The sequence below is a fragment of the Massilia sp. GER05 genome, assembly GCF_052056005.1.
Taxonomy (GTDB): Bacteria; Pseudomonadota; Gammaproteobacteria; order Burkholderiales; family Burkholderiaceae_D; genus Telluria; species Telluria orientalis.
In genome coordinates, this window is record NZ_CP178858.1 from 4,229,325 (window position 1) to 4,251,601 (window position 22,277).

Below are 22,277 nucleotides of genomic sequence, written 5' to 3' on the forward strand. Positions count from 1 at the left end.
TCAGCGCTCGAACGCGCCCAGGTCCGGTGCCTTGCCGCGGAAGGGCAGGCCCACGTCGACGCCGCGGTCGATGACGGCGCTGGCGGCAAACGGGTGGAACATGGGTATGTCCGGCAGGCTGCCGTCCGGCTTGCGCGGCGCGTCCCAGCCGGTGGGCGCCACGCTGTCGAAGTCGGACGGCTTCAACGCAAGGTGCAGATCCCAGGAGTTGGCCGCGCTGGCCGCGCCTTCCACCTTCAACGCCGCACCCGCCGGGTAGGCGAGGTTGTTGCGCAGGGTGCCCAGGTAGACGGGGCCGCCATCCGGCGCCACGCCAAGCATATTGTAATCGATAACATTTCCAAAAGCGGTGTTGTGTTGGAAGTCCAGCGCGATGGGATGATGGTTGGCATAAAAGCCCGACACCTTGTTGTCGAACGCGACGGAAAAACGCACCACATGTTTCACCCCGTTGGGCACGTAGCGCCCGCCGTAGCCGCCCGCCTTGATGCCGTTGCCGTTCCCGGCCGCGAGCGGCGTGTGCGTGCCCGGCAGGTAACCGTGCTGCCACGCCCACGAGTATTCGATGGTCACCGGCGAGTACGCGTTGATCAGGTCGAACCCGTCGTCCGTATTCGCCCACGCGCGGCAGCCGCGGAACACGTTGCCCGGATGGCCCGCGCTCACGTGGGCGCCGAAGCCGTCCGCGCTCTGGCCCGCGCCGTTCGACGTGTAGGGGTCGTAGTTATGGTGCGAATCGCTGTTCAGCACGAGGTTCCAGCCCCCGTCCTTGATGAACAGGCCCGGTCCCATGTTGTGGTGCAGGTCCAGCTGCTCGAAGACGTCGTGGTTCGCGTCGATCCACACGCCCCACGATTCGTGGTTCAGGCGGTTGTCCGGCTGCTGCGGCGCGCCCGTGATCTCCAGGCCTTTCAGGTGGATCCAGTCGGCCAGGACTTCGATGCCCTTGACGCGGCAATCGTCCTTCATGCCCGAGAAATCGAACACCGGCGTCTCGCGCGGATAGGCCCAGTAGCGGATCGGCTGCTGTGCCGTGCCGCTCTTGTCGAGGACGATGGCGGACACGGTCGCGCGCCGCGACGCGCACGCCGTCGTCGCCTTCGTGTAGGCGTAGCGGCCGCTGCGGAAATACACGGTGTCGCCCGGCTGCGCCAAGGCCTGCGCGTGCGCGAACGATTGCCACGGCGCGGCCAGTGTGCCGGCCGCGGCGTCGCTGCCGGTCGGGGCCACGTACCAGGTCGCGGCGGATGCGGGCGCGGCGACGAAGGCCGCGGCAATGACAAGGGAACGATGCATGTCAGGTCTCCCGGGTGCGGGGCAGCGCGTCGCCGATCAGCGCAAGATTCTGGATGGCGGCCAGGCCCCATTGGGCCGTTTCGTTCGTGCTCACCCATGGCACTTCGTCGACGGGGTTCAATACGTCCGGCCCCGCCACGCGCACGGTGCGGAACGGGCGCCGCCTGCCTTCGCCCGCGAATTCCTGCCACGCGCGCCGCGCCAGCCCGGGGTCCTTGCGCTTCCAGGCCGCGTACGCGGTCAGGCGCGAGTGGCCGACATACAGCGCATGCGTGGCGCCGTGCGGCGCGCCGAGGCGGCGGCGCTGCTCGTCGACCGGCGCGTTGAACAGTTCGCAGTACTCGAGCCAGGCCCGCTCGAAGGCCGTGTCGCCCGTCAGGCGGATCAATTCGTCGAAGATCTCGACGGCGCCGAACACCGCGTTCAGGTGCAGCGCCTTCACGCCGGTGCCGATCATGTTGTGCAGCCGGCCCGTGTCCGGCTCGTAGCCCATGCGGTCGCCGTTGAAGAAACCGTGCGGCATCGCCGCGATGTCGCGCATGCCGGCGAGGATCTTGTCGCGGTAGCGCGTGCTGCCGCTCCGCTCCCACTCGGTCAGCCAGTTGGCCACGAGCGACGCCCAGTCCGTGCCGAAGCTGATCCGCGCCGGATACGGTCCTTTCGGCGGCTGGTTCGCCAGTTTGCGGACCGGGTCGACGTCGTCCAGCCTGCGGTCCGCATCGAGCACTTCGCGCATGATGTCGCCGGTGCGCTCGTCGCCCGTCAGGTAGTAATAGAAGCGCCGGTAGACCGCCGTGCTGATGCGCACCTGCTTGGCGCTGCAGCCCCAGTGCTGCACGTTGTGGCGCGAGCCGAGCCCCGCGAAGCGGCCCAGGTGGTAAGTATCGACTTCGCTCGTGTGCCGTACCATCGCCTCGCCCATCCGGAAGATGTCGGCGCGGCCCGTGCGGAGGAACGAATACCACAACCACAGGTCGGGCGACAGTTCCGAGTTGTCCCACGCGAAGCCGCCCACGTCGTAGCGCCAGTCGTGGCGGTCGGCGTCGTAGGTGTGGCGGATGTCGCCGTAGTCCCAGAAGCCGTACCAGCGGCGCTGCTCGACTTCCTTGCGGTAGAAATCGAAGCGCGCGTCCAGCTGGTTCTCGATGGCCGCGCGCGCCGGCGTGCTGCGGTCCGGCAGCGCCCACAGGTTGCCGAACACTTGCGTCGCGAGGATGTGCGCAGGCGCGGGCACGAGCTGCGGCGGCGTCTGCACCGCCTGCGCGATCTCCACCAGGCGCGCGCGCGGCGGCGTCGCTTCGAACGCCCACAGCGTGATCTCGCTGCTGCGCGCGACGCCGACGGGCGTGCCGTAGCCTTTCTCGTAGTCCTCGTACGTGATATCCAGGCCCTGGAGCTCGCCGGCATGCGTGTCCATGCCCATGCCGTCGTGGTAGAAACGCAGGTCCATCGCGGGCGCGTCCGGAGACCACATCCAGACGGTGGCGCGTGCGGTGTCCGTGTGCGCGTCACGGATGTCCAGTTGCGTCGGGTGGCGTTGCCAGAAGTCGCGCAGGCCGAACGCGACGCCACCGGAGACGCCGCCCACGTAGCCGGTGCCGGGCGCGCGCCGGCCCCAGGCCGCATCGACCCAACCGCAGCCGGCCTTCGTGCGCTTGCGGATGCGAAAGCTGTCGGCCGACAGCTGCGACAGCGAGACGTCGCCCCACGCCGGCACGAGGTGCAGCAGCGGCGCGACCTTGTCGGCCACGGGCGGGCAGCGTTCGCCCGCGAGCTGGGCGCGGCGCACGTCGGCGCCCGGGTCGCGCCGCAGGCCGGTCAGGTTGCGCACGGCTTCGGCCCACAGGCCGCCGTCCTCGCCGGCGAAGCGCACGTGGCGGTCGTGCGGCGCGTCGCGCAGCGGGACGTCGAACGCGAGGCCGATGCCGCGGATGAAGTCGTGCTGCTCGTCGCCGTCGAATACGAACGTGTGCATGATGCGGATGGAGTCGGCGCCCGCGTACAGGTACAGCCGGACGGTGAACGGGAGCCAGGCGCGGGTCTGGTCGCGGTGCCAGCCTTCCAGCCTGATCACGCTGCGCACCGGGCCTTCCTGCTCCAGCGTCGCTTGCTCGAGTTCGCTCACGAATTCGGTGCGGCGCGTGCTGCCTTCCGGCTGGTCGTCGCGCAGCGCGACGAGGCGGACGTTGCGCGCGATGTCGCGGCCGGCGCGGCGGATGGCCGTCACGAGCACGGGGCCACGCGACGGCACGGTGCATTCGACGATGCCCGTGCCTGCGACGAAGCCGTCGGCCGAGCGGCGCACGGTGACGGCGTGTTGCGCGCGGGCGCGCGGCGCGCCCGGGCGTACGCGCAGGGCGGCGTCCGGACGGCCGCCTGCGCCGAGCGCGTGGGCCGTCCATTTCAGCGAGCCGTCCGGCCAGACCGCCAGCGGCCAGCTTTGCGCGGGCACCTCGCCGGACGTGCCCTCCACGACGAACGGCTGGTCCTTGCGGAGGGCGCCGCGCGGCCACGGCACGCCGAACGTCGTGCCGGCGCCGGACGCGGGTGCGCCTTCCAGCCAGGCCAGCGCCGCCCCGTCGGGTGGCCGCGACGGCGTGGCCGCCGCCCGTGCCGTCCCGCCCAGCGGCAGTGCCGCGGCCACCGAGGTGACACGTGCGGTGGCGCGGAAGAAGTCGCGGCGGTCCATCAGCGCGCCGACAGGCTCACGCGCACGGGCGCGGCCACGCGCGCCGCTTCATCCGTCACGGTGCGCTGCCACTGCTCGCGCGACGTGATCTCGCCGGCCCGCGTCCACGCGGCGCCCACGTAATAACGCAGCGGCTGGCCGGACGTCACCGGCGCCAGCATGAACGCGTTGCGCGCATCGGCGCCGAACGCGGGGTTGCCGGCGGACGGCAGGATCACGGCCACGCCGAAATCCCCGCTTTTCTTTTGCGCGACCCACTGGATGAGGGCTTTCGATCTGGTGTCTTCCGTGAACGTCGACTTGCCGTCCTCGCCCTTGTCGGCCGGTTCCTTGTTCAGGCCCACGGCCGCCTGCAGCGGCCCGTTCCCGGCGAACGTGAACGTGCTGTCGATGCGGTCGAACCAGTGGCCGGCGTCCACGGTGAAGCGCTTGACTTCGGCGACTTTCGTGCCGGCCGCGTCCCAGCCGTCGTAGGTGAGTTCGAAGATCGCGCGCACGGGACCGTTCGCCAGGACCTTCCAGTGCGTGAAGTTGATGCCCGAGACCAGCTTGCCGCCGGTCCAGATGCCGGTGCCGCCGGCGCCCAGCGTCGTGCCGACGTTGTACATGTCGATGCCTTCGCCCTCGTCGTGGTGGTAATGGTCGTGGCCGATGTTGTACCAGCGGTCGACGATCGGGTACGGGACCCGCTTGAACCAGATATCGAGGCCGCTCGTCTTCAGGACTTCCTTGTCGGAGCCGGCGGGCGCCGGGGCGGCGAGGGCGGGGCCGTAGGTGCGGTGCGCGACCTTGTCGTTTTCCCACGCGAAGTCGTCGAGGCGTTCGGGCACGATGCGGGCCCAGACTTTGGTGGGGAACGGGGGCACGACGGCGTCCGTCTTTTCGACCGTGAACGTGGCGCTCTTTTCGCCCGGCGCGAAGTCGTGCTGGAACAGCAGTTCGCCGTACGCGACGCCGTTCTTCTGCGGGTCCTTCGCTTCCGGCGCCACGTTCGTCACCTGGTGCGGCAGCACGCGGCCGGCCGCGTCCTTGACGACGATGTGCTGGATGCCGGCATGCGGCAGCGCGTCGTTGACGCTCTTCCACGGGATGGCGATGGTTTCCGCCGGCCGTGCGATGGCGAGATCGTGGGTGACGGTGACGGTCAGGCGCTCGGCGGCGTGCGCTGCGGGGTGCGTGGCAACTGCGATGGCGGCGAGGGCGAACAGGGGCAGGGAGAGTTTCATCGTTCGTGGCGGCGTAGGGTCCAGTGGGAATATGCCCGTCGAGTATCGATTCGGCGGCTCCCGGGTGTCAACTTACGGCCGGCCGCGGTCACCATTCAATCAGCGCGTTGAGCGATGGTCTTTACGCGCATGACCCGCAAAGCCAGTGTTTTGGCTCGCAAGGACAAGGCGCCGGGCCGTGGAATGCGCGGGCTTTCCATTACTCTAATGGTGCTTGACGTTCATGCAACGTGAACGGGGCAGAGGAGACATCCATAGAGGTCGGAAAGACCGGAAGGGCAAACATGAGAGACAAGTACAAGCTCGTAGGGCCGATCTACGACTGGCTCAGTGCGTTCTACAGCGGCAAATCGATCCACCGCTGCAAGGTCGCGATGCTCGACAAACTGCGCCCGGGCGACAGGGTGCTGTTCGCCGGCGTCGGCCACGGCCGCGATGCGGTCCACGCCGCGCGGCTCGGCGCCGACGTCACGGTGGTCGATCTGTCGGCCACCATGCTGAAGAAATTCCAGGCCAATCTCGAACGGGAAGGCATCGTCGACGTGCGCATCCGCCAGGTCCACAGCGACATCATGCTGGTCGAGGAATTCGAGCAGTACGACATGGTCGTCGCGAACTTCTTCCTGAACGTGTTCGAGCAGGACATGATGCTGCGCGTGCTCGCGCACCTGATCCGCCTGGGCCGCCCCGGCGCCCACATCGTCGTCGGCGATTTCTCGTTTCCGACCGGGAACGTGTTCAGCCGCGCCTTCAAGACCCTGTACTGGTACGGGGCCGTCGGCTTCTTCTGGCTATTCGCCGGGAACGCCTTCCACAACATCTACAACTATCCGGAGTGGATGAAGAAGTTCGGCCTGCAGGTTGGCGAACAGAAGCACTACAAGCTGCTGCTGCTCGACTGCTACTGGTCGGTCATCGGCCAGAAACCGGCCTGAGACCCAACGCCGTCGTCCCCGCGAAAGCGGGGATCCATGCTGAGCCGACCAGGATGCCCAGTATGGGTTCCCGCGTGCGCGGGAACGACGGGTGCTTGCAATCCAACCGGAGCCCACATGAGCCAACACGCTGTCGCGCTGGAGCGGCGCATCGCCGCCGACCTGTCCCATCACGATACGGCCAGGCGTGCCGCCGTCCTGCGGCAATACGGCGGCCACGCGCTGTCGTTCTGCACCATGCAGCCGGGGATGTCGTATTTCGAAGTGCCCGGCGTCGGCTACATCGCGTTCGCGAAGTACTGGGGCATGCGCTTCGCGCTGGGCGAGCCCGTGTGCCCGCCGCATCTGCGCGACGCGATGCTCACCGCGTTCGTCGACCGCTATCCCGACGCCGTCTTCGTCCAGGTGGGCAAGGGCGTCGTCGACCACCTGCACGCCCGCCACGGCTATTACGGCACGCAGTTCGGCAGCGAATCGCGCCTGGACCTCGCCGCGTTCTCGCTGCGTGGCGCGCGCAAGCAGGTGATACGCACGGCGATCAACGCCGCCCGCGCGGACGGCATCGAGATCCGCGAGGGCGGCTTCGACCACGACGTGCGCCGCATCTCCGACGCATGGATCCGCACGCGGCGCTGCAAGAACAACGAGATCCGCTTCCTGATCCGGCCGATGATCGTCGACTACCGCGAAGACACGCGCTATTTCTACGCGTACCGCGACGACGAGGCCGTGGGCTTCGTGTTCTTCGATCCGCTGTACCGCGACGGCCGCCTGGCCGGCTACGTGCCGAACATCTCGCGCTCGTCCGCCAACTTCCGGCAAGGCCTGTGGTATGCGCTGATGGCGTACGCGATCGCGCGCTTCCAGGAAGAAGGCGTGCCGTGCGTGGACCTGGGCCTGACGCCGCTGATGCTGGCCGACGAGGTCGAGCCGCAGGAATCGCGCGTGCTGCGCGCCACGTTGTCCGTGATCCGCGAGCGGATGGACTTCCTCTACAACTTCAAGGGGCTGGAATTCGCCAAGTCGCGCTTCCAGGGGCAGGTCGAAAAGACCTATTGCTGCCACCGGAACGCACTGCCGGCCCTCGCCATGACGGCCATGTTCCGCCTGACGCGGATCATCTAGGCCACGGAGATATCCATGACGACCACCATCGACGAGGCAGCCGACGGGCTGCCGGACGTGCGCGACGCCTTTACCGGCAAGCGCATCCTGCTCACGGGTGCGACGGGTTTCGTCGCGAAGGTCCTGCTGGAAAAGCTGATCCGCACCGTGCCCGACATCGGCCGCATCGTGCTGCTGATCCGTGCCGGCTGCCTTGGCGACGCCCGCGCGCGCTTCGAGCGCGAGATCGCGGCATCGTCCGTGTTCGACCACCTGCGCGCCGTGCGCCCGGCCTGGCTGGAACGCTTCCTCGCCGAGCGCGTGGACTGCGTGACGGGCGAGATCACGGCGCCCGGCTTCGGCCTCGCGGCCGCGCGCTTCGCCGAGCTGGCGCGCGGCGTGGACGTGGTCGTGAACGCGGCCGCCAGCGTCGATTTCCGCGAACCGCTCGACGAGGCACTCGCCATCAACACGCTGAGCCTGCGCCACGTGACGGCGTTCGCGCGCGTCGCCAACGCGCCGCTGGTGCACGTGTCGACCTGCTACGTGAACGGCTACAACCGCGGCGAGATGCGCGAGGAGATCGTCGCGCCGGCAGGCAGCGCACGCGACGGCATCCCGCGCCATCGCGACGGCTGGTACGACGTCGACGCGCTGATCGCCTCCCTGTGGCGCAGAATCGAGCGGGTGCGGGCGAAGGCCGGCGGCGCCGATCCGGAACGGCTGCGCCGGCGCCTGACGGACCTCGGCATCCGGGAGGCCCAGCGCCACGGCTGGAACGACACCTACACGTTCACCAAGTGGCTCGGCGAGCAGGTCGCCCTCCGGGCCATGCATGGGCTTGCCCTGACGATCGTGCGGCCGGCCATCATCGAAAGCACGCTGCGCGAGCCGGCGCCCGGCTGGATCGAGGGCGTGAAGGTGGCGGACGCCGTGATCCTCGCCTATGCGCGCGGCAAGACGAGCTTCTTCCCCGCGCGGCGCGAAGGCATCATCGACATCATCCCCGTCGACCTCGTCGCCAACGCCATCGTACTGGCGGGTGCGGAGGCGCTGTCCGCCGGGCCGGGCCGGCGCATCTATCAATGCTGCAGCGGTTCCACGAATCCGCTCGCGCTGGGTGAACTGATCCGGCTGCTGCAGGCGGAATCCAAACGCAACTGGCGCCAGTACGACCGCCTGTTCCACGCCGAGCCGAAGCGCGATTTCCGCACGGTCGGGGAGGGGACCTTCCGCTTTTTCATGGGTGCGTTCGGCATCGGCACGACGGCGTGGAACGGCCTGCGCCGGCTGGCGGGCGCGCCGGTTGCCACGCGCGCGCTGGAAAAGCTGCGCACGACGCGCCTGCTGGCGCTGACGTTCGCCTTCTACGCGCACCCGCGCTACCGGTTCCACAACGCCGGCCTGCTGGCCCTGGCTGCGCGCTTCGGGGAGGAGGCGCGGCGGCTGTACCCCGTGGATGCGCGCCTCGTCGACTGGGAAGACTACCTGTGCCGCATCCACATGGCGGGGCTGAACCGCTATGCGCTGCGGCGGCGGGGCGCGGTGCCGGAAGATTCGGCAGCCGGCGCTGCGGCGACCGGCGTTGCGGCAGCCGCGGGTGTCGACCCGATGGCGGCCCCGGCCTCGCGCTGACGGGCGGAGCGGCAAGCCGGACCGGCTTGTCCGGTAATTCTGCAACTAACCGACAGACGCCGCGACCCACACCGGAACCCCGCCACCAGCACGCCGGGAGGGGCCGGCGCGACGCGATGTAAATATGCGCCCCTTCGGACGTGACTGCGTTATGATGTTTTCCCAATGGACGCAACGTGCAAGCGCGCCCGGCCGGTTCTCTGGAGGAGGTCGTGAACCTTTCGCCTTTACCCCTCGCGGTATTCGTCGTCGACGCGGCAGGGACGATCACGAGCTGGAACCGCGCCTGCGAAAAGCTGGCGGGCTATGGCGCGGCGGACATTCGTCACTGCAGCCTCGACCAGATCATCGCCTTCGACGAGCCGGCCACCGTGACGTGGATCGGCGAGCGCGTCAACGAGGATTCGACGGGAGAACTGATTTGCGCGGACGGGCACCGGGTGCCGGTGCGGGTGACGGTGGCGCCGCAATCGCTCGATCCCGACCAGCCCGGCGGCTTCAGCGTCATCGTCGTGCCGCGTGCCGGCCTGGCGCCGACCCGTTACGCATTGATCCAGGACCTGCCCATCGCCGACATCATCGAGGAATTGCCGTGCGTGTTCTACGTCATCGACCAGAGCGGGCACCTGCTGTTGTGGAACCACCAGCTGGAAGACGCGCTCGAGATGGCGAGCGAGGAGTTGCCGACGTTTAACGTCAAGAATTTCTTCGACGAGCGCGACCAGGCGATGATCGTGGAAAAGATCCTGGCCGCCTTCGAGGGTGGCGGGTCGTACCACGAGGCCGACCTCGTCGGGAAGCACGGCAAGCGCACGACTTTCCTGTTCCATTGTTCGCGTGCGAGCCTGGGCAACCTGCCGGTCGTGTTCGGCACTGGCCTGGACATCACGTCGCGCAAGGAAGCCGAGCGCGGCCTGCGCGTGCGCGAGCGGGCCATGTACGCGAGCGTGAACGCGATCGTGATCACGTGCTGCGCGGACGGGGCCGACAACGTGATCGAGTACGTGAATCCCGCGTTCGAGCAGATCACCGGTTACACGCTGGCCGAGGTGAAGGGCCGCAATCCGCGCTTCATGCGCGTCGAGGATTGCGACGTGCACGAGCAGCGGCGTATCCACGACGCCGTCGCTAGCCGGCAGAGCGTGCGCGCCGTCCTGCGCAACCGGCGCAAGAACGGCGAGATCTTCTGGAACGACCTGCGGGTCGATCCCGTCGCCAGCATCGAGGGCGAAGTATCGCACTTCGTCGGCGTGATCAACGACATCACCGAAGCCCGCCATTACGAGCGCCGGTTGCAGCACCTCGCGCACCACGACGCGCTGACGGGCCTCGCCAACCGCACGCTGCTGCTGGAACGCCTGAAGGCGGCGATCGATGCGGCGTCGTGCCATCGCCGCCAGGGCGCGCTCGCGTTCCTGGACCTCGACAACTTCAAGCACATCAACGACACCTTCGGCCACGAAGCCGGCGACGCCGTCCTGCGCGAGATCGCGGACCGCCTGCGCGACAGCATGCGCGAGGAAGACACGGTGGCGCGCCTGGGCGGCGACGAATTCGTCCTCGTGATCGCCGAGCAGGCCGACGTGACCCAGCTGGCCTGCCTCGTCGAGCGCGTACGCCAGAGCCTGTCGGCGCCGGTCGTCGTGGACGGCAAGGAGATCCTGCCCGGCACGAGCATCGGCGTCAGCCTGTTCCCGCAGGACGGGCGCACGGTCGACGACGTCATGCGCGCGGCCGACGCCGCCATGTACCACGCCAAGACCCTCGGGCGCAACAACGTGCAGTTCTACTCCGAGGCACTGAACCAGGTCGTGCACCAGCATCTGCTGCTGGAAGCGAGCCTGAGCCGGGCGATCCGCAACCGCGAACTGGTGCTCGGCTACCAGCCGAAGGTCGACCTGCGTACGGGCAAGGTCGTGGGCGCCGAGGCGCTCGTGCGCTGGCAGCATCCCGTCGACGGCATCATCGCGCCCGACGTCTTCATTCCCGTCGCCGAGCAGACGGGCCTGATCATCCCGCTGGGCGACTGGGTGATCGACGAGGCATGCGCCACGCTGCAGACGCTCGCCGCCGTGGGCATCGAGGATTTCGTCATCGCGGTGAACCTGTCCGCACGCCAGCTGCGCCAGCGCCGCTTCGTGAACCGGCTCGCGGACACGTTGGCGCGGCATGGCGTCCCCGCGCACCGCCTGGAGCTGGAAGTGACGGAGAGCCAGCTGATGGACCACCCGGAAGAAGCGCTCGACGCGCTGGCCCAGTTGAAGCTGCTGGGTGTACGCCTGTCGATCGACGATTTCGGAACCGGTTACTCGAGTCTCAGCCACCTGCAGAAATTCCCCGTCGACTGCATCAAGATCGACCGGTCGTTCCTCGGCGGGGGCACGGATCCGGACGATGGCCATGAAGTCATCACGCGCGCCATCATCGCGCTCGGCCACAACCTCAAGTTGCAGGTGATCGCGGAAGGCGTCGAGACGATCGAGCAGCTGACGTTCCTGCGCGACCACGACTGCGACCAGATGCAGGGCTATTATTTCAGTCCGGCCCTGGCCCAGGAGGGGCTCCAGGAGATGTTGCGGCGCGACGCGCGCCTGCCGATGTAGATGACGATGGTGCCGATCCAGGACATCCTGCACCGCATCGCCTGGGATCCCGCGTTCGGCGCGGGCGGCTTCGTCATCGGCTACCGCGACCGCCTGCGCGGACGGACGGTGCGCATTCCGTTCGACCGGATCGTGCTGGGGGAGGGGCGCGGATTCTCGTTCGACGTCATCGGCGCGGACGGCGTCGCGCGCATGATTCCGTACCACCGCGTGCGCGAAGTGCTGCGCGACGGGAAAATCATCTGGCGCCGCCGCGTAGGCGGGGAGGACATGGACGGGGAAGACGGCGAGCGTTGACGCGATGCACACTGGCGTGCGCCGGGCGCTGCCGGCAGCCTGTCAGGCGTATTCCCCCGTGTGCAGCACCGCGTACGTGTGGCGGCCGGCTTCCTTGGCGGCGTACAGCGCGCGGTCGGCCGTTTCCATCAGCGCCCGCGGGTCGACGCTGCCGCCGGACGCGAGGCCGATGCCGATCGTCGTCCCGACTTTCAATGTGCGTCCGGCCAGCGCGAACGGTTCCGCGATCGCGTCCAGGATCTTGCGGGCGACGCGTTCGACGTCGGCCTCGCTGCGCACGTCGTGCAGCAGCACCGTGAATTCGTCGCCGGCCAGGCGTGCGACCAGGTCCGTCGAGCGCACGCTGGTCCGCAGCCGGCGCGCGAATTCCACGAGCACGTCGTCGCCGGTCGCGTGGCCGTAGCGGTCGTTGATCTGCTTGAAGAAGTCCACGTCCAGGTACAGCAGCGCGCAATCGCGGTCGCCCTGGCGCGAGCGGCTGGCGGCGCCTTCCAGCGCCTGCTCGAAGCGGCGCCGGTTCGGCAGCTGCGTGAGCGGGTCCGTGTGCGCCAGCGCATGCAGGCTGCGCTCGTGCATGCGCGAGGCGGTGGCGTCCGTCGTCAGGATGTACACGCCGGCCACGCGGCCGTCGCGCATCTGCGGCAGGAACGTCGAGTGGGCGATGCGCGTGTGGTTCTTGCGCACGATCTCGTGTTCGCACTGCGACGCGTTGCCGAGCCAGGCCTGTTCCAGCGCCCTGGCCTGCGGCGCGTAAAAGGCGGGGCCGAACGCTTCCTCGACGGTGAGGCCGAGGATCCGCTCAGGCGGCACGCCCAGCCACGATGCGTGCACGGCGTTGGCGAACGCATAGCGGCGGTCGGCGTCCAGGTGGGCGATCAGCACCGGCACGTTGTCGGTGATCGTACGCAGCCGCTCCTCGCTCTCGGCCTGGCGCAGTTCGGAGAGCCTGCGGGCGGTCATGTCGAACGCCATCGCGTAATAGCCGTCCGGCGTGCCGTCCAGTGCGCGCTGCGGCACGAACATGCACTGGTAATACAGCTGGCGGCCGTTCACCTCGATGACGTCCTCGAACGTGCTGCATTCGCCCGCGTGGACGCGGCGCAGGTGGGGTTCGAGCTTCGCGTATTCGTGTTCCGAATAGGCGTCGCGCACGTCGTGGCCGATCAGCGCCTCGGCCGGCTTGCCGTAGAACTGGATGGCGCGGCCGTTCAGGAACACGAACCTGCCCGCCGCGTTGACCTTGCCGATCAGCGCCGGCAGGTTTTCCGTGATGGCGCGCAGGCGGCGTTCGCTCGCTTCCAGCCGTTCGCGCGCCGTGTTGCGCTCGGTGATGTCGGTCATCGCCACGACGGCGCCCAGCATCCGCCCGTTGGCGCTCTTCAGCGGACGGCCGCTGGCCAGGAGCGTGGCTGCCGGGCGGCCCGGGGGCGCGATGGCCATCGCCTGTTCGCGCACGACCCCGCCCCGCAGGACGCGCGCGAGCGGCACTTCGTCCGGCGCGAGCGGCGTGTGGCCGTCCGCTTCGTACAGGGCGTAATGCGTCGGCCAGCCGGCCGTCTTCACGCAGGCGCGGTCCAGGCCGTGCAGCGTGCGGGCCTTCTTGTTGAACAACGTGAGGTTGCCCTCGGCGTCGCAGGCGACCACGGCGACGTCGATCGATTCCAGCACGGCATCCAGCAATTCCTGCTTTTCGTCGAGCTGCTGGCGCGTGCGGTTGCGCTCGGAGACGTCGTCGAGGAACGCGCCGATGCAGCGCCGGCCCTGCCATTCGTAGGCGCCGACTTTCATTTCGACGGCGATGCGGCGGCCGCTCGCGGTCAGCGCCGGCAGCTCGATCTGCCGGTCGACGATGGTGCTGCAGTCCGTCTCGAGGAAGCGGCGCATGCCCGCGGCGTGCGCGGCGCGCAGTTCTTCCGGCACGATCAGGTCCGCCAACGGACGGCCCACGGCCTCGCTCCGGTTCCAGCCGAAGATCCGTTCGGCGGCCGGGTTCCATTCGGTGATGCGGCCCTCGGGATCGGTGCCGACGAACGCGCTGTACGACGTCGCGACGACCGCCCGGGTCCAGCTTTCGGCATCGCGGAGTAGCGTCTCCGTCGCCTTGCGGTGGGCGATTTCCGTGGAGAGGTCCGCGAGGCGGGCTTCCAGTTCCGCCGTGCGCTGGGACATGCGCAGCTCCAGTTCCGCGTTGAGCGACTTGAGGGCCTGCTCGGCCATCACGCGCGCCGTCGTGACGCGGGCCTGGTTCAGTTCCACCTCGACCAGGTCGGCCAGGTCGCGCAGGCACTGGCGCTGCGCGTCGTCGAAACGGCGCGGGTTGCGGTCGACGATGCACAGCGTGCCCACGGCCTGGCCGTCGCAGAAGACGGGCTGCCCGGCATAGAAACGGATGTGCGGCCCGCCCGTGACGAGCGGATTGTCGGCGAACCGCGGATCCGCGGCCGCATCCTCGACGACCAACATCTCTCGTTGTGCCACGGTGTGGGCGCAGAAAGCATCCTCGCGGGCCGTCTGTTCCACGTCCAGGCCGCAGCGCGACTTGAACCATTGGCGCTTGTCGTCGACCAGCGTGATGAGTGCGATGGGCACGCCGAAGGTCATCGCGGCCAGGCGCGTGTAGCGGTCGAAGCGGGGCTCCGGCCGGGTATCCAGCAGGTCGAGCGCGGTCAGTGCCGCGAGGCGAGAAGTTTCCGAGATCGTCTTGGTCATCAGCATGGGCCGTTCCAGGTGGTGTGAACGGCGGCGGGGCAGGGGCCGCAAGGAAGGCGCTCGCCGGGGGTTGGGGCGAGTGTCCGGAAGAATGGTAACACTAAATTCCTCACGGAAAGTTTCACTTTTGTGGAATGTGGCGCCGCCACTACGTTGCAGTTCACATATTGCGCGGGCGCCGACATAGTAAAATGGAGGCCCGCGTTCCCCTGCTGGCAAAGGATGTTTCCATGGCGCCGATCGATCTCAACGGCTATGACCTCGCCGAACTGAAAGGTTTGTTTTTCGATATCGAGCAGGAGATCAAGCGCCGCGCGCGCGACGAGCGCGACCGGGCGCGCGACCGCATCCACGCGCTCGCGGCCGACGCGGGCATCCCGCTCGACGCGCTGGTCAAGACCGCGGTGCCGCGCTACCGCAACCCGGCCGACAGCGACCAGACGTGGACGGGCCGCGGGCGCCAGCCGCGCTGGATCGCCGAGGCGCTGGCCAGCGGGCGGTCGCTGGACGATTTCAAGATCTGAGCATCGGCGACGTGTAAGCCGGATCGTGGATAAACGGCAGCGGGCGGCCTTCGCGCAGGGCGGCGAGGACCGCTGCGAAGTCGGTCCGGCAGCGAAACCCCAGGTCGCGTTCGATCGCGGCCGCGTCGTACACGCGGCCGATGCTGGCCGGCAGCGACCAGCCCCGGGCCGCGTAGAGGCTGGCCGCGTCCGGGAAATACCGGGCGATCACGGCCGGCGCGTCCGTCTTCAGCAGGGCCGCGTCGGCGCGGCCGAAGGGCGTCGGCGCCGACACGATGTACAGGCCGAAGCCGATGGCCGGCGCCTTCTCCAGCGCCGCGAGGTGCGCGAGCGCGCAGTCTTCGACGGTCAGGCGGCGGTGCAGGAATTCGTTCGCCTTCATGTTTTCGCCGGCAAGATGGTCGTGCGTGTCATCGTCTTCCGGGAAGAACCGTGCCGTCCTCAGCACGACCATGGGGAGACCGTGCTCCGCGTGGAACAGCCGCGCCAGCTCCTCGGCCGTGCGCTTGGTCACGCCATAGATGTTGCGGGGCTGCAGCGGTCCGCTCGTCTCGTCCAGCCAGGCGGCGGCGGGCGCGGTCTCGTCGCGGATGGCCTGCGTGATCATCAGCGACGTGGTCGACGTGGATACGAACCGGCTCGTTCCGTGGGCCGCCGCCGCCTCCAGCAGGTTCAGCGTCCCGGTGACGTTCACGTCGACGAACGCCTGGCGCGGATAGCGCGCGATGTCGGGCTTGTGCAGCGCGGCCGCGTGGATCACGCCGTCGAACCGGTAGTCGGCGAACAGGCGCCGGACCAGGGGCGTGTCGGCGACGCTGCCGACCACGTCGGTGTGCGGTCCGGGCGCCACGTCGAGGCCGAGCGGGACGTGGCCCGCCCGCCGCAGCAGCGGGGACAGGAATCGGCCAAGCCAGCCGGAAGAGCCAGTCAAGAGAATTTGCATGTTCGATGTCGATCTCGTGGGGTGCCGTTCGTCGTCAGGATGCAGGACAGGTTTTCCAACCAACATTATGACAAGAGGACATCATGAACAAGCAAATCATCTTCAACCTGCCGGTGCAGGACCTGGACCGTTCGAAGGCCTTCTTTTCGGCGCTCGGCTTTACGCTCAATTCCCGCTACAGCAACGAGAATGCACTGTTCATGAACGTCGTGGACGACACCCTGCACGTCATGCTGATGACGGAAGCGTTCTTCGAATCCCTCATCAACAAGCCGGCCGTGCGGGCGCGTGATGCCAACGAGGTGATCATCTGCCTGAGCTGCGAAAGCCGGGAGGAAGTCGACAGCCTGATCGCCCGCGCGCAAGCGGCGGGTGCGCGGATTCCGCACCCGCCCGAGGATCATGGCTTCATGTACGACCAGGGCTTCGAGGACCTCGACGGCCATCTGTGGAACCTGGTCTGGACGGCGCCGCGGGAATGACCCGTCACGGCAGCTGTACGCGGACCACGCCGTCGGCGACGGTCACATAGAGACGGCCCTTGTCGTCGATCGCCAGGCCTCCTGGATTGTTGAGGCCGCCGGGGAGGGGGCCGGGGCGCGTCTGCCACAGGCCGACCTGGCCGGCCACGGTGCTGACCACGCCGGACGGCGTGATCTTGCGGATCGTTCTGGTTGCCGCCGTCGACGACGTACAGGTTGTCCGCTTTGTCGATCACCATCTCTCTCGGCCCGTTGAATTGCGCCGCCGTGCCGGCACCATCGGCCGCGCCGGGTTTGTCGGCAGTGCCCGCGAAGATGCTGGCCGAGCCGTCCGGTGTGACCTTGACGATGATGTGGCGAAGGTAGTCCGATATGTATCCGTTGCCGGCGCGGTCCACCGCAAGGCCGCCCAGGTACTCGCCCAGCATGCCGGCGGTGGCGCTCAAGTCGGTCGGGTACTGATAGGTCACAGGAGGGCTTGGGTCGGAATAGCCCGGCACGACCGAGCCGGACTCCTGGACGAACAGGAGGCGGCCGCCGCCGTTGCGGTCGACGGTCCGCCAGCCTCGATGTTGCGCTTCGTGGCTCCCGGTAGCCGGGCTGCTGGAACCGCCGCCAACCATGACCGCAGTCGTGGCATATAGCGTGCCGTCGGGGCCGAGTGCCAGCGCAGACGGATTGTCGCCCAGGCTCTGCGGCAGAAGGCGGTTGGCGGGCGCATGCGTCGGGAACCTCGACAGCGACATCGTGCTGGTCACCCCGTCCAGCGTGATGCGTCGCAGGGCGACGGCAGGCGACCCGTCATAAGACTGATAGCCCGAGCCGTCCAGGGCGTAGAGAACCTGGCTGTTCTTATCGAAAAGAAGCTGCGAGATCTGCTTCGTAAAGCCTGCCGCGTTGCCGGTGCCGTCCGTCCCCGGAGGCACGCCATCCTTGCCGACAAAGTCTGACACGACGCCGTCCTGCGTCAGTTTGAAAATCGTGGCATTGGCGTCGTTCGCCACGAACAATGTGCCGTCCGGGCCGACCGCGATGCCGGCCCTGACGTAGTTGCCGGTTGGGTTTTTGGCCAACAGGACGATGGCCTGGTTATTCACCGGCGGCGTGCCAGAGCCTGTCGTATCCGATGAGCCGCCTCCACCGCCGCACGACGTCAACAACGTGGCGGCCGCCGCGACGAGGATGGCACGGTGTGTGGATACGGTGGCAGGTATGTTGAACACAGTTCGATCTCTTTCTATCGTAAGCCTGGCCGGAGTGGCCACGGCATGCAGGATAGCAAGAGAACGATATAAAAATTCTCACGAATGGTCACGACGAGAATGCCGCGGTTTCATTTCTTCGCTGCAGGAGCTGGCAAACCCGTCAACGCGCCGGTCAGGTAAGTTTTCATGCGCGAGGCGAACCGCCGCTCGACCAGGACGTGCACGCCATACGCGGCGCCCAGCACGGCGGCGATCATGCCCCAGAACAGCAGATGGGCGCTTACACTCGGGTAGAAGCGATTGAACACGAGATAGCCGATGTTCTGGTGCAGCAGATACAGCGGATAGCTGATCGCCCCGGCCAACGGCCAGCGATAGCGGGCGATCGAGCCCGTCCGGCCCAATGCGATCAGCAGCATCACGAGGAAGAACAGGGTCAGGATGCCGATGACGATAGCGCCGTTCAAGGTCGACATGGCGTTCTCGGCGCGCACCTTGCGCAGGATAACTTCCGATTGGAAGAGGGCGAGGCCCCAGGCGCCTGCGAGTACCGTCAGCCTGCTCACGGCCGCACCCTGTTTCCAGATCAGGAAGCAGGTGGCACCGGCGATGAAATACGCCGCGTAATCGAAGATCAGCAGGGTGCGGACGGCATGCAGCGCACCTGCCGGCAGCCACGCGTCCGGGAACAGCGCGAGGAGTGCGAGCGCGATACATGCCAGCAGCCACATGACGAGGTAGCGCTGCGCCTGGTGAATCTTTCCGATGACCAGGAGCGCAGCCACCAGTGCATAAAACCGGATCTCGACCAGCAACGACCAGTAAGCCCCTTCCAGCAACGGCACCCTGAACAGGTCGGCGACCATCGTCATGTTGATGGCGTACTGGCCGAACGTGACGTTGCGTGGCGCGGCCAGTGAGATGCTGGCCAGGAAAGTGATCGTGCAACAGGTCCAGAATGCAGGGTAGAGCCGCACGAGGCGGGAGATGCAGAAGTCGCGCAGGCGCGCGCTGGCGGCCGCGGTCATCAGGACGACGAATCCGCTGATCATGAAAAACAGTTCGACCCCGAGGAAGCCATACTCGGCGACGGGCGCCAGCAGCGGGTACGGCATCGCCGAGAAGCCGCCGGCCGGTCCACGGTAGGCGTAGTGAAAGAAGACGACGGAGAGCGCCGCCAGGAATCGCAGAAGATCGATTTCGTTGACTCTGGTGCGTGTCATGGCGTGAACCTCCAGGCGGCGGATTCAATGGTGCGCGACCATGCCCGCGGGCGCGATGGCTCCCGGTGCCGTACTTCGCGTCCGTGGTTGGACGCGCTTGTCCAGCATCTGCCTGCTCGAGATCGCAAACAGGAGGAATATCCAGATCGGGGCCTCGTAGAAATACATGATGCAATACGCGGGGATCAGGACGATGATCGCCGCCAGGATGATGCCGTGCAGAGCGAATATGCGCAGCAGGATCAGCGCCAGCGGCAACGTCACGATAATGCCGCCGCGGCTGACCAGGTTCAGGATGACGCCGATGTCCTGGTAGTGGCATCCGATGCAAGGATCCGTTCCATAACCGAATCCCGTGAATTTCTCTTCCAACCCGGCATCCAGGTATGTGTTTATGCCCTGCATCTTGAACGACAGGCTCGGATCGTTGCCGCCGAAGCGGGTCATCAGGTGGTCGATGAAATTGGAGGCGTAAATGTAGAAAACGACGACGGACAATGCGATGACGATTTCGAGCAAGCCGATGCGCTTGCGCCACAGCCAGCCGAGCAGCAGCAACAGCACGGAAACGAAGAAGATCGAGGATGCGGCATGCGTCATCAGGACGGAAATGATGGTCCCGACGGCCACGACGATGAGCTTTTTGCTGAACTCGGCCGAAAATGCGTAGATGGCCAGCATGCACGATACGTAGTTGGTGTAAGTGCCGGGCTCCACATGCAGGCCCGCAAAGCGGGCGATGTTGAAGTATTCCTCGGTGACGCGGCTTTCCGTGCCGAACACGAGTTGATGAACGTCGTAGATCGTATGCGTGACGAAATAGTACAGGATCACCTGAATGGTCAGCGTCAGTACGTTGATCCCGATCAGGCATGCCAGCGCCGCCTCGAATTCCCTCCGGTACGAGAATCGCGTTTCGAATATCGCGATGGCCAACGCCAGGTTGGCGGCGATCAGGAGGACGAATTGCGGTGGCACCGGCTTGACGACGACCACGTGAAAAACCAGTGTGAACAGCAGCGTCGCCACGAGCAGGGAAGGCAGTTTCACCCGGATCTTCCCGAGGAACACCAGAGGCGACATGGCCACCATGGCCACGCCGGCCGCGAGATACTTGGGCAGCATCGTGGCGCGGGTTCCCGATTCTTCGAAAGGCGTGAACAACAGGAAGAGCGCGACGAGGAACGCCAGGAAGAACCAGATCGAGAAACCCGACGGAGAGCGCTTGTTCTTCATGGCTGGACCAAGATTTCCGGGATGAAAAAGGTCGCCGAAGTCCCCCGTCCGGGGACGGGGTGGCTGGCGCACACCCGTCAAGCATGCGCTACGACGCTGAAGCTCGTTTGATGTGACTCAACTAGAAGCGGCTGGTCAGCATCAGGGTGACGCTGCGCGGGCTGCCCGGTGCGTGCAGCGACTGCGCGCCGTCGTGCCACACGTAGTCGTAGTAGCGGTCCGCCACGTTGCGGACCTGGAGCTCCACGTCCAGGTTGTTGCCGAGGCGGTAGGCGGCCGACAGGTTGACGACGGAATACGCCCCGAACTTGCCGGTGGTGTTGGTCCGGTCGAGGAAGTAATTGCTCTGGCCATTGATCGAGCCGGACAAGCGCAGCACGTCGCTGACGTTGAAGTCCGCGCCCGCGTTGTACAGCAGGTGCGGCGTGTGATCGATCTCGTTGCCCTGCGTGGCGATCGACGCGGCGTCCGCCTTGACGATGCGCGCGCGTTGCACGGCGGCGCCCACCCACACGCCCAGGCGCGACGTCGGCCGCAGGTTCAGCTGCAGGTCCACGCCCCGGCGCCGCGTCTCGCCGATGTTCTCGGCATCGTTGGCCGGGTCGTTCATCTTGCGCCGGGCCTCGTTGGACGCATATTGCTCCCACACCGCGAGGCGGCCTTCCACGCCTTGCGCAGGGCGGAACTTGACGCCGGTCTCCCAGCCATCGTTGATCGACGGCGACAGGTCGCTGGTCTGGTTGACCTTGTAGGTGGCGGTGCCGATGCCGATCTGGAATGTGCGGCCGACGTTCCCGTACACGGACCAGGCGTCGTTGACCTGGTACACGGCGGACAGCTTCGGTTGGCGGATCAATCCATAGTCGTTGATGCCGTAGACGCGGCCGTCCAGCAGGTTCGTGTAGCTGCCGGTGAGCTTGTCGACGCGCAGCGCCGGTGTGATGGTGAGTGCGGCGGCCGGCTTGTAGATCGCCTGGATGAAGCCGCCAGCCGTGTTCAGGTCGAACTGCTGGTCGCGGGTCCGGGATTGCCGCACCGCGCTCGCCGTGAACCAGCGCTGGCTCGCGTTGTCCTGGCGCTCCGTGTCCAGCCCGCCGACGACACGCAGCTGGCCGGTCGGGCGCCACGTCAACGTCGTCGAGGCGCCGCTATGGTTTTCCTCGATCGTGCGTTCCTGCTGGCGCGCCCCGGCGGAGAAGGTCACGTAGCGGTGGTCGTTCAGGGCATTGTGATAGACCTGCGCCGCCCAGAACAGCTGGCGCCCGAGCGCCGTCTCGGCCTGCAGGGCCACCTGGTCCATCCGGCGCGTGCCGCGGTCGGTGGCGTTGTGCGGCATCGACTGTTCCCAGTCCGCGCGGGCTTCCGCAGCCGTCAGGAAGCCCGGTTCGTCGGCACGCACTTCATGGTGGCGCACGATCAGGCCATACCGGCTCGTGCCGTTGTCGGGCGAATAAAACCATTTGCCGGAGAAGGTGGACTTGTCCGCATCCGAGTGGGCGCGGTAGCCGTCCGTCCTTTGCCAGCTCGCGGCGTAGTTCTGGGAGAAACCATTGCGGTCGATGCCCAGTGCCGCCTGCGCGTCGCGCGTGTCGAAGCTGCCGTAGCCGAGGCGCGCCGCGCCGTAATTGCCGCCGATCTTCGTCACGACGTTGGCATTGCCGGCGATGTTGTGCAGGCCGTAGCGGGGATCGTTCGTGCCGCGCACGAGCTCGACGGCGCGGATGTCCAGCAGCGGCGCCAGGTCGAGGTAGGGCATCATCCCGTCGTTGCTGTTGCTGGGTACCCCGTCGATCAGCAGCTTGACGGCGTTGATCTCGCCTTCGCCCGTGAAGCCGCGGATCGAAATCTTGCCGGACGTCGTGCCCTGGCCATATTGCGTCAGCATCACGCCGGGGAGTTGGCCGAACAATTGCCAGTTGTGGCTGATTGCCTGTGTCGCGATCCTGCTCTCGTCCAGGAGGTCGACCGACGTCAGGACATTGCGTGTGGCCAGCGGCCCCGTTGCCTTGCCGACCACCGTGACCACACCGACCGTCATCGCCGGCGCCGCAGCGATGTCTGCCGTGTCCTGCGCGCGTGCCGACAGCGCGAAACACAGTCCGATGGCGAGAACGACCGTCTTCTTACGAAAAAACATCATCAAGTGTTGATAGAAAGAAAAGTTGGATCT

The 22,277-nt window shown here is 67.1% G+C and carries 16 protein-coding genes; 7 read left to right on the forward strand and 9 right to left on the reverse strand.

The window, feature by feature from the left end:
• Genes ACL58G_RS18760 through ACL58G_RS18770 form a run of 3 tightly spaced genes read right to left on the reverse strand, consistent with a single transcriptional unit; the run spans position 1 to position 5,211 of the window.
• Positions 1–1,296, reverse strand: coding sequence for a right-handed parallel beta-helix repeat-containing protein (locus ACL58G_RS18760; protein WP_440962762.1), 1,296 nt, complete (start codon positions 1,294–1,296; stop codon positions 1–3).
• 1 nt (position 1,297) lies between these two features.
• Positions 1,298–3,985: an exo-rhamnogalacturonan lyase family protein gene (locus ACL58G_RS18765; protein WP_440962763.1), complete on the reverse strand. Its 2,688-nt coding sequence runs from the start codon at positions 3,983–3,985 to the stop codon at positions 1,298–1,300.
• Positions 3,985–5,211 (reverse strand): DUF4861 family protein, encoded by a 1,227-nt coding sequence (locus ACL58G_RS18770; RefSeq protein ID WP_440962764.1) that lies wholly within the window; start codon positions 5,209–5,211, stop codon positions 3,985–3,987. The genes ACL58G_RS18765 and ACL58G_RS18770 overlap by 1 nt, the downstream gene beginning before the upstream one ends.
• Before the next feature lie 284 nt (positions 5,212–5,495).
• On the opposite strand from ACL58G_RS18770, the gene ACL58G_RS18775 reads away from it, so the two are divergent.
• The 5 genes from ACL58G_RS18775 to ACL58G_RS18795 all read left to right on the forward strand — a co-directional run bounded on the left by ACL58G_RS18775 (position 5,496) and on the right by ACL58G_RS18795 (position 11,785).
• Positions 5,496–6,146, forward strand: a complete 651-nt coding sequence (locus tag ACL58G_RS18775; protein ID WP_413388991.1) for a class I SAM-dependent methyltransferase — start codon at positions 5,496–5,498, stop codon at positions 6,144–6,146.
• A gap of 117 nt (positions 6,147–6,263) precedes the next feature.
• On the forward strand, positions 6,264–7,271 hold the full coding sequence (locus ACL58G_RS18780; protein ID WP_440962765.1) for a DUF2156 domain-containing protein: 1,008 nt from the start codon (positions 6,264–6,266) through the stop codon (positions 7,269–7,271).
• Positions 7,272–7,286: 15 nt separating this feature from the next.
• Entirely contained in the window at positions 7,287–8,885 is a 1,599-nt protein-coding gene (locus ACL58G_RS18785) for an SDR family oxidoreductase (RefSeq protein ID WP_440962766.1), read from the forward strand.
• Between the two features lie 212 nt (positions 8,886–9,097).
• A complete protein-coding gene (locus ACL58G_RS18790; RefSeq protein ID WP_440962767.1) occupies positions 9,098–11,488 on the forward strand; it encodes a sensor domain-containing protein in 2,391 nt (796 codons plus the stop codon).
• On the forward strand, positions 11,489–11,785 hold the full coding sequence (locus ACL58G_RS18795; RefSeq protein ID WP_440962768.1) for a DUF504 domain-containing protein: 297 nt from the start codon (positions 11,489–11,491) through the stop codon (positions 11,783–11,785).
• Between the two features lie 42 nt (positions 11,786–11,827).
• Here the strand turns inward: ACL58G_RS18795 and ACL58G_RS18800 are convergent, their stop codons facing one another.
• Positions 11,828–14,500 carry a PAS domain S-box protein gene (locus ACL58G_RS18800; protein WP_440962769.1) on the reverse strand — a complete coding sequence of 891 codons (2,673 nt, stop codon included), beginning with the start codon at positions 14,498–14,500 and terminating at the stop codon, positions 11,828–11,830.
• A gap of 224 nt (positions 14,501–14,724) precedes the next feature.
• Between ACL58G_RS18800 and ACL58G_RS18805 the strand changes: the two genes are divergently transcribed.
• A complete protein-coding gene (locus ACL58G_RS18805) occupies positions 14,725–15,018 on the forward strand; it encodes an H-NS histone family protein (RefSeq protein WP_440962770.1) in 294 nt (97 codons plus the stop codon).
• Here the strand turns inward: ACL58G_RS18805 and ACL58G_RS18810 are convergent.
• Positions 15,008–15,949 (reverse strand): NAD-dependent epimerase/dehydratase family protein, encoded by a 942-nt coding sequence (locus ACL58G_RS18810; RefSeq protein WP_440962771.1) that lies wholly within the window; start codon positions 15,947–15,949, stop codon positions 15,008–15,010. The two genes, ACL58G_RS18805 and ACL58G_RS18810, sit on opposite strands and share 11 nt — an antisense overlap.
• A gap of 95 nt (positions 15,950–16,044) precedes the next feature.
• Between ACL58G_RS18810 and ACL58G_RS18815 the strand changes: the two genes are divergently transcribed.
• A complete protein-coding gene (locus ACL58G_RS18815) occupies positions 16,045–16,443 on the forward strand; it encodes a VOC family protein (protein WP_413388984.1) in 399 nt (132 codons plus the stop codon).
• Here ACL58G_RS18815 and ACL58G_RS18820 read toward each other — a convergent pair.
• The 4 genes from ACL58G_RS18820 to ACL58G_RS18835 all read right to left on the reverse strand — a co-directional run bounded on the left by ACL58G_RS18820 (position 16,362) and on the right by ACL58G_RS18835 (position 22,247).
• Positions 16,362–17,666 carry a hypothetical protein gene (locus ACL58G_RS18820; RefSeq protein ID WP_440962772.1) on the reverse strand — a complete coding sequence of 435 codons (1,305 nt, stop codon included), beginning with the start codon at positions 17,664–17,666 and terminating at the stop codon, positions 16,362–16,364. The two genes, ACL58G_RS18815 and ACL58G_RS18820, sit on opposite strands and share 82 nt — an antisense overlap.
• A 110-nt stretch (positions 17,667–17,776) precedes the next feature.
• Complete coding sequence (locus ACL58G_RS18825) at positions 17,777–18,871, reverse strand: acyltransferase family protein (protein ID WP_440962773.1); 1,095 nt, start codon at positions 18,869–18,871, stop codon at positions 17,777–17,779.
• A 24-nt stretch (positions 18,872–18,895) separates the two neighbouring features.
• Complete coding sequence (locus ACL58G_RS18830; protein WP_440962774.1) at positions 18,896–20,107, reverse strand: hypothetical protein; 1,212 nt, start codon at positions 20,105–20,107, stop codon at positions 18,896–18,898.
• 121 nt (positions 20,108–20,228) lie between these two features.
• Complete coding sequence (locus ACL58G_RS18835) at positions 20,229–22,247, reverse strand: TonB-dependent receptor (RefSeq protein ID WP_440962775.1); 2,019 nt, start codon at positions 22,245–22,247, stop codon at positions 20,229–20,231.
• Between the last annotated feature and the right edge of the window lie 30 nt (positions 22,248–22,277).

What these genes read in the sequence shown, in the direction of transcription:
- ACL58G_RS18760 (WP_440962762.1), bottom strand. Translation starts at nt 1,296, where the DNA reads ATGCATCGTTCCCTTGTCATTGCCGCGGCCTTCGTCGCCGCGCCCGCA.
- ACL58G_RS18765 (WP_440962763.1), bottom strand. Translation starts at nt 3,985, where the DNA reads ATGGACCGCCGCGACTTCTTCCGCGCCACCGCACGTGTCACCTCGGTG.
- ACL58G_RS18770 (WP_440962764.1), bottom strand. Translation starts at nt 5,211, where the DNA reads ATGAAACTCTCCCTGCCCCTGTTCGCCCTCGCCGCCATCGCAGTTGCC.
- ACL58G_RS18775 (WP_413388991.1), top strand. Translation starts at nt 5,496, where the DNA reads ATGAGAGACAAGTACAAGCTCGTAGGGCCGATCTACGACTGGCTCAGT.
- ACL58G_RS18780 (WP_440962765.1), top strand. Translation starts at nt 6,264, where the DNA reads ATGAGCCAACACGCTGTCGCGCTGGAGCGGCGCATCGCCGCCGACCTG.
- ACL58G_RS18785 (WP_440962766.1), top strand. Translation starts at nt 7,287, where the DNA reads ATGACGACCACCATCGACGAGGCAGCCGACGGGCTGCCGGACGTGCGC.
- ACL58G_RS18795 (WP_440962768.1), top strand. Translation starts at nt 11,489, where the DNA reads ATGACGATGGTGCCGATCCAGGACATCCTGCACCGCATCGCCTGGGAT.
- ACL58G_RS18800 (WP_440962769.1), bottom strand. Translation starts at nt 14,500, where the DNA reads ATGCTGATGACCAAGACGATCTCGGAAACTTCTCGCCTCGCGGCACTG.
- ACL58G_RS18805 (WP_440962770.1), top strand. Translation starts at nt 14,725, where the DNA reads ATGGCGCCGATCGATCTCAACGGCTATGACCTCGCCGAACTGAAAGGT.
- ACL58G_RS18815 (WP_413388984.1), top strand. Translation starts at nt 16,045, where the DNA reads ATGAACAAGCAAATCATCTTCAACCTGCCGGTGCAGGACCTGGACCGT.
- ACL58G_RS18825 (WP_440962773.1), bottom strand. Translation starts at nt 18,871, where the DNA reads ATGACACGCACCAGAGTCAACGAAATCGATCTTCTGCGATTCCTGGCG.
- ACL58G_RS18830 (WP_440962774.1), bottom strand. Translation starts at nt 20,107, where the DNA reads ATGAAGAACAAGCGCTCTCCGTCGGGTTTCTCGATCTGGTTCTTCCTG.
- ACL58G_RS18835 (WP_440962775.1), bottom strand. Translation starts at nt 22,247, where the DNA reads ATGATGTTTTTTCGTAAGAAGACGGTCGTTCTCGCCATCGGACTGTGT.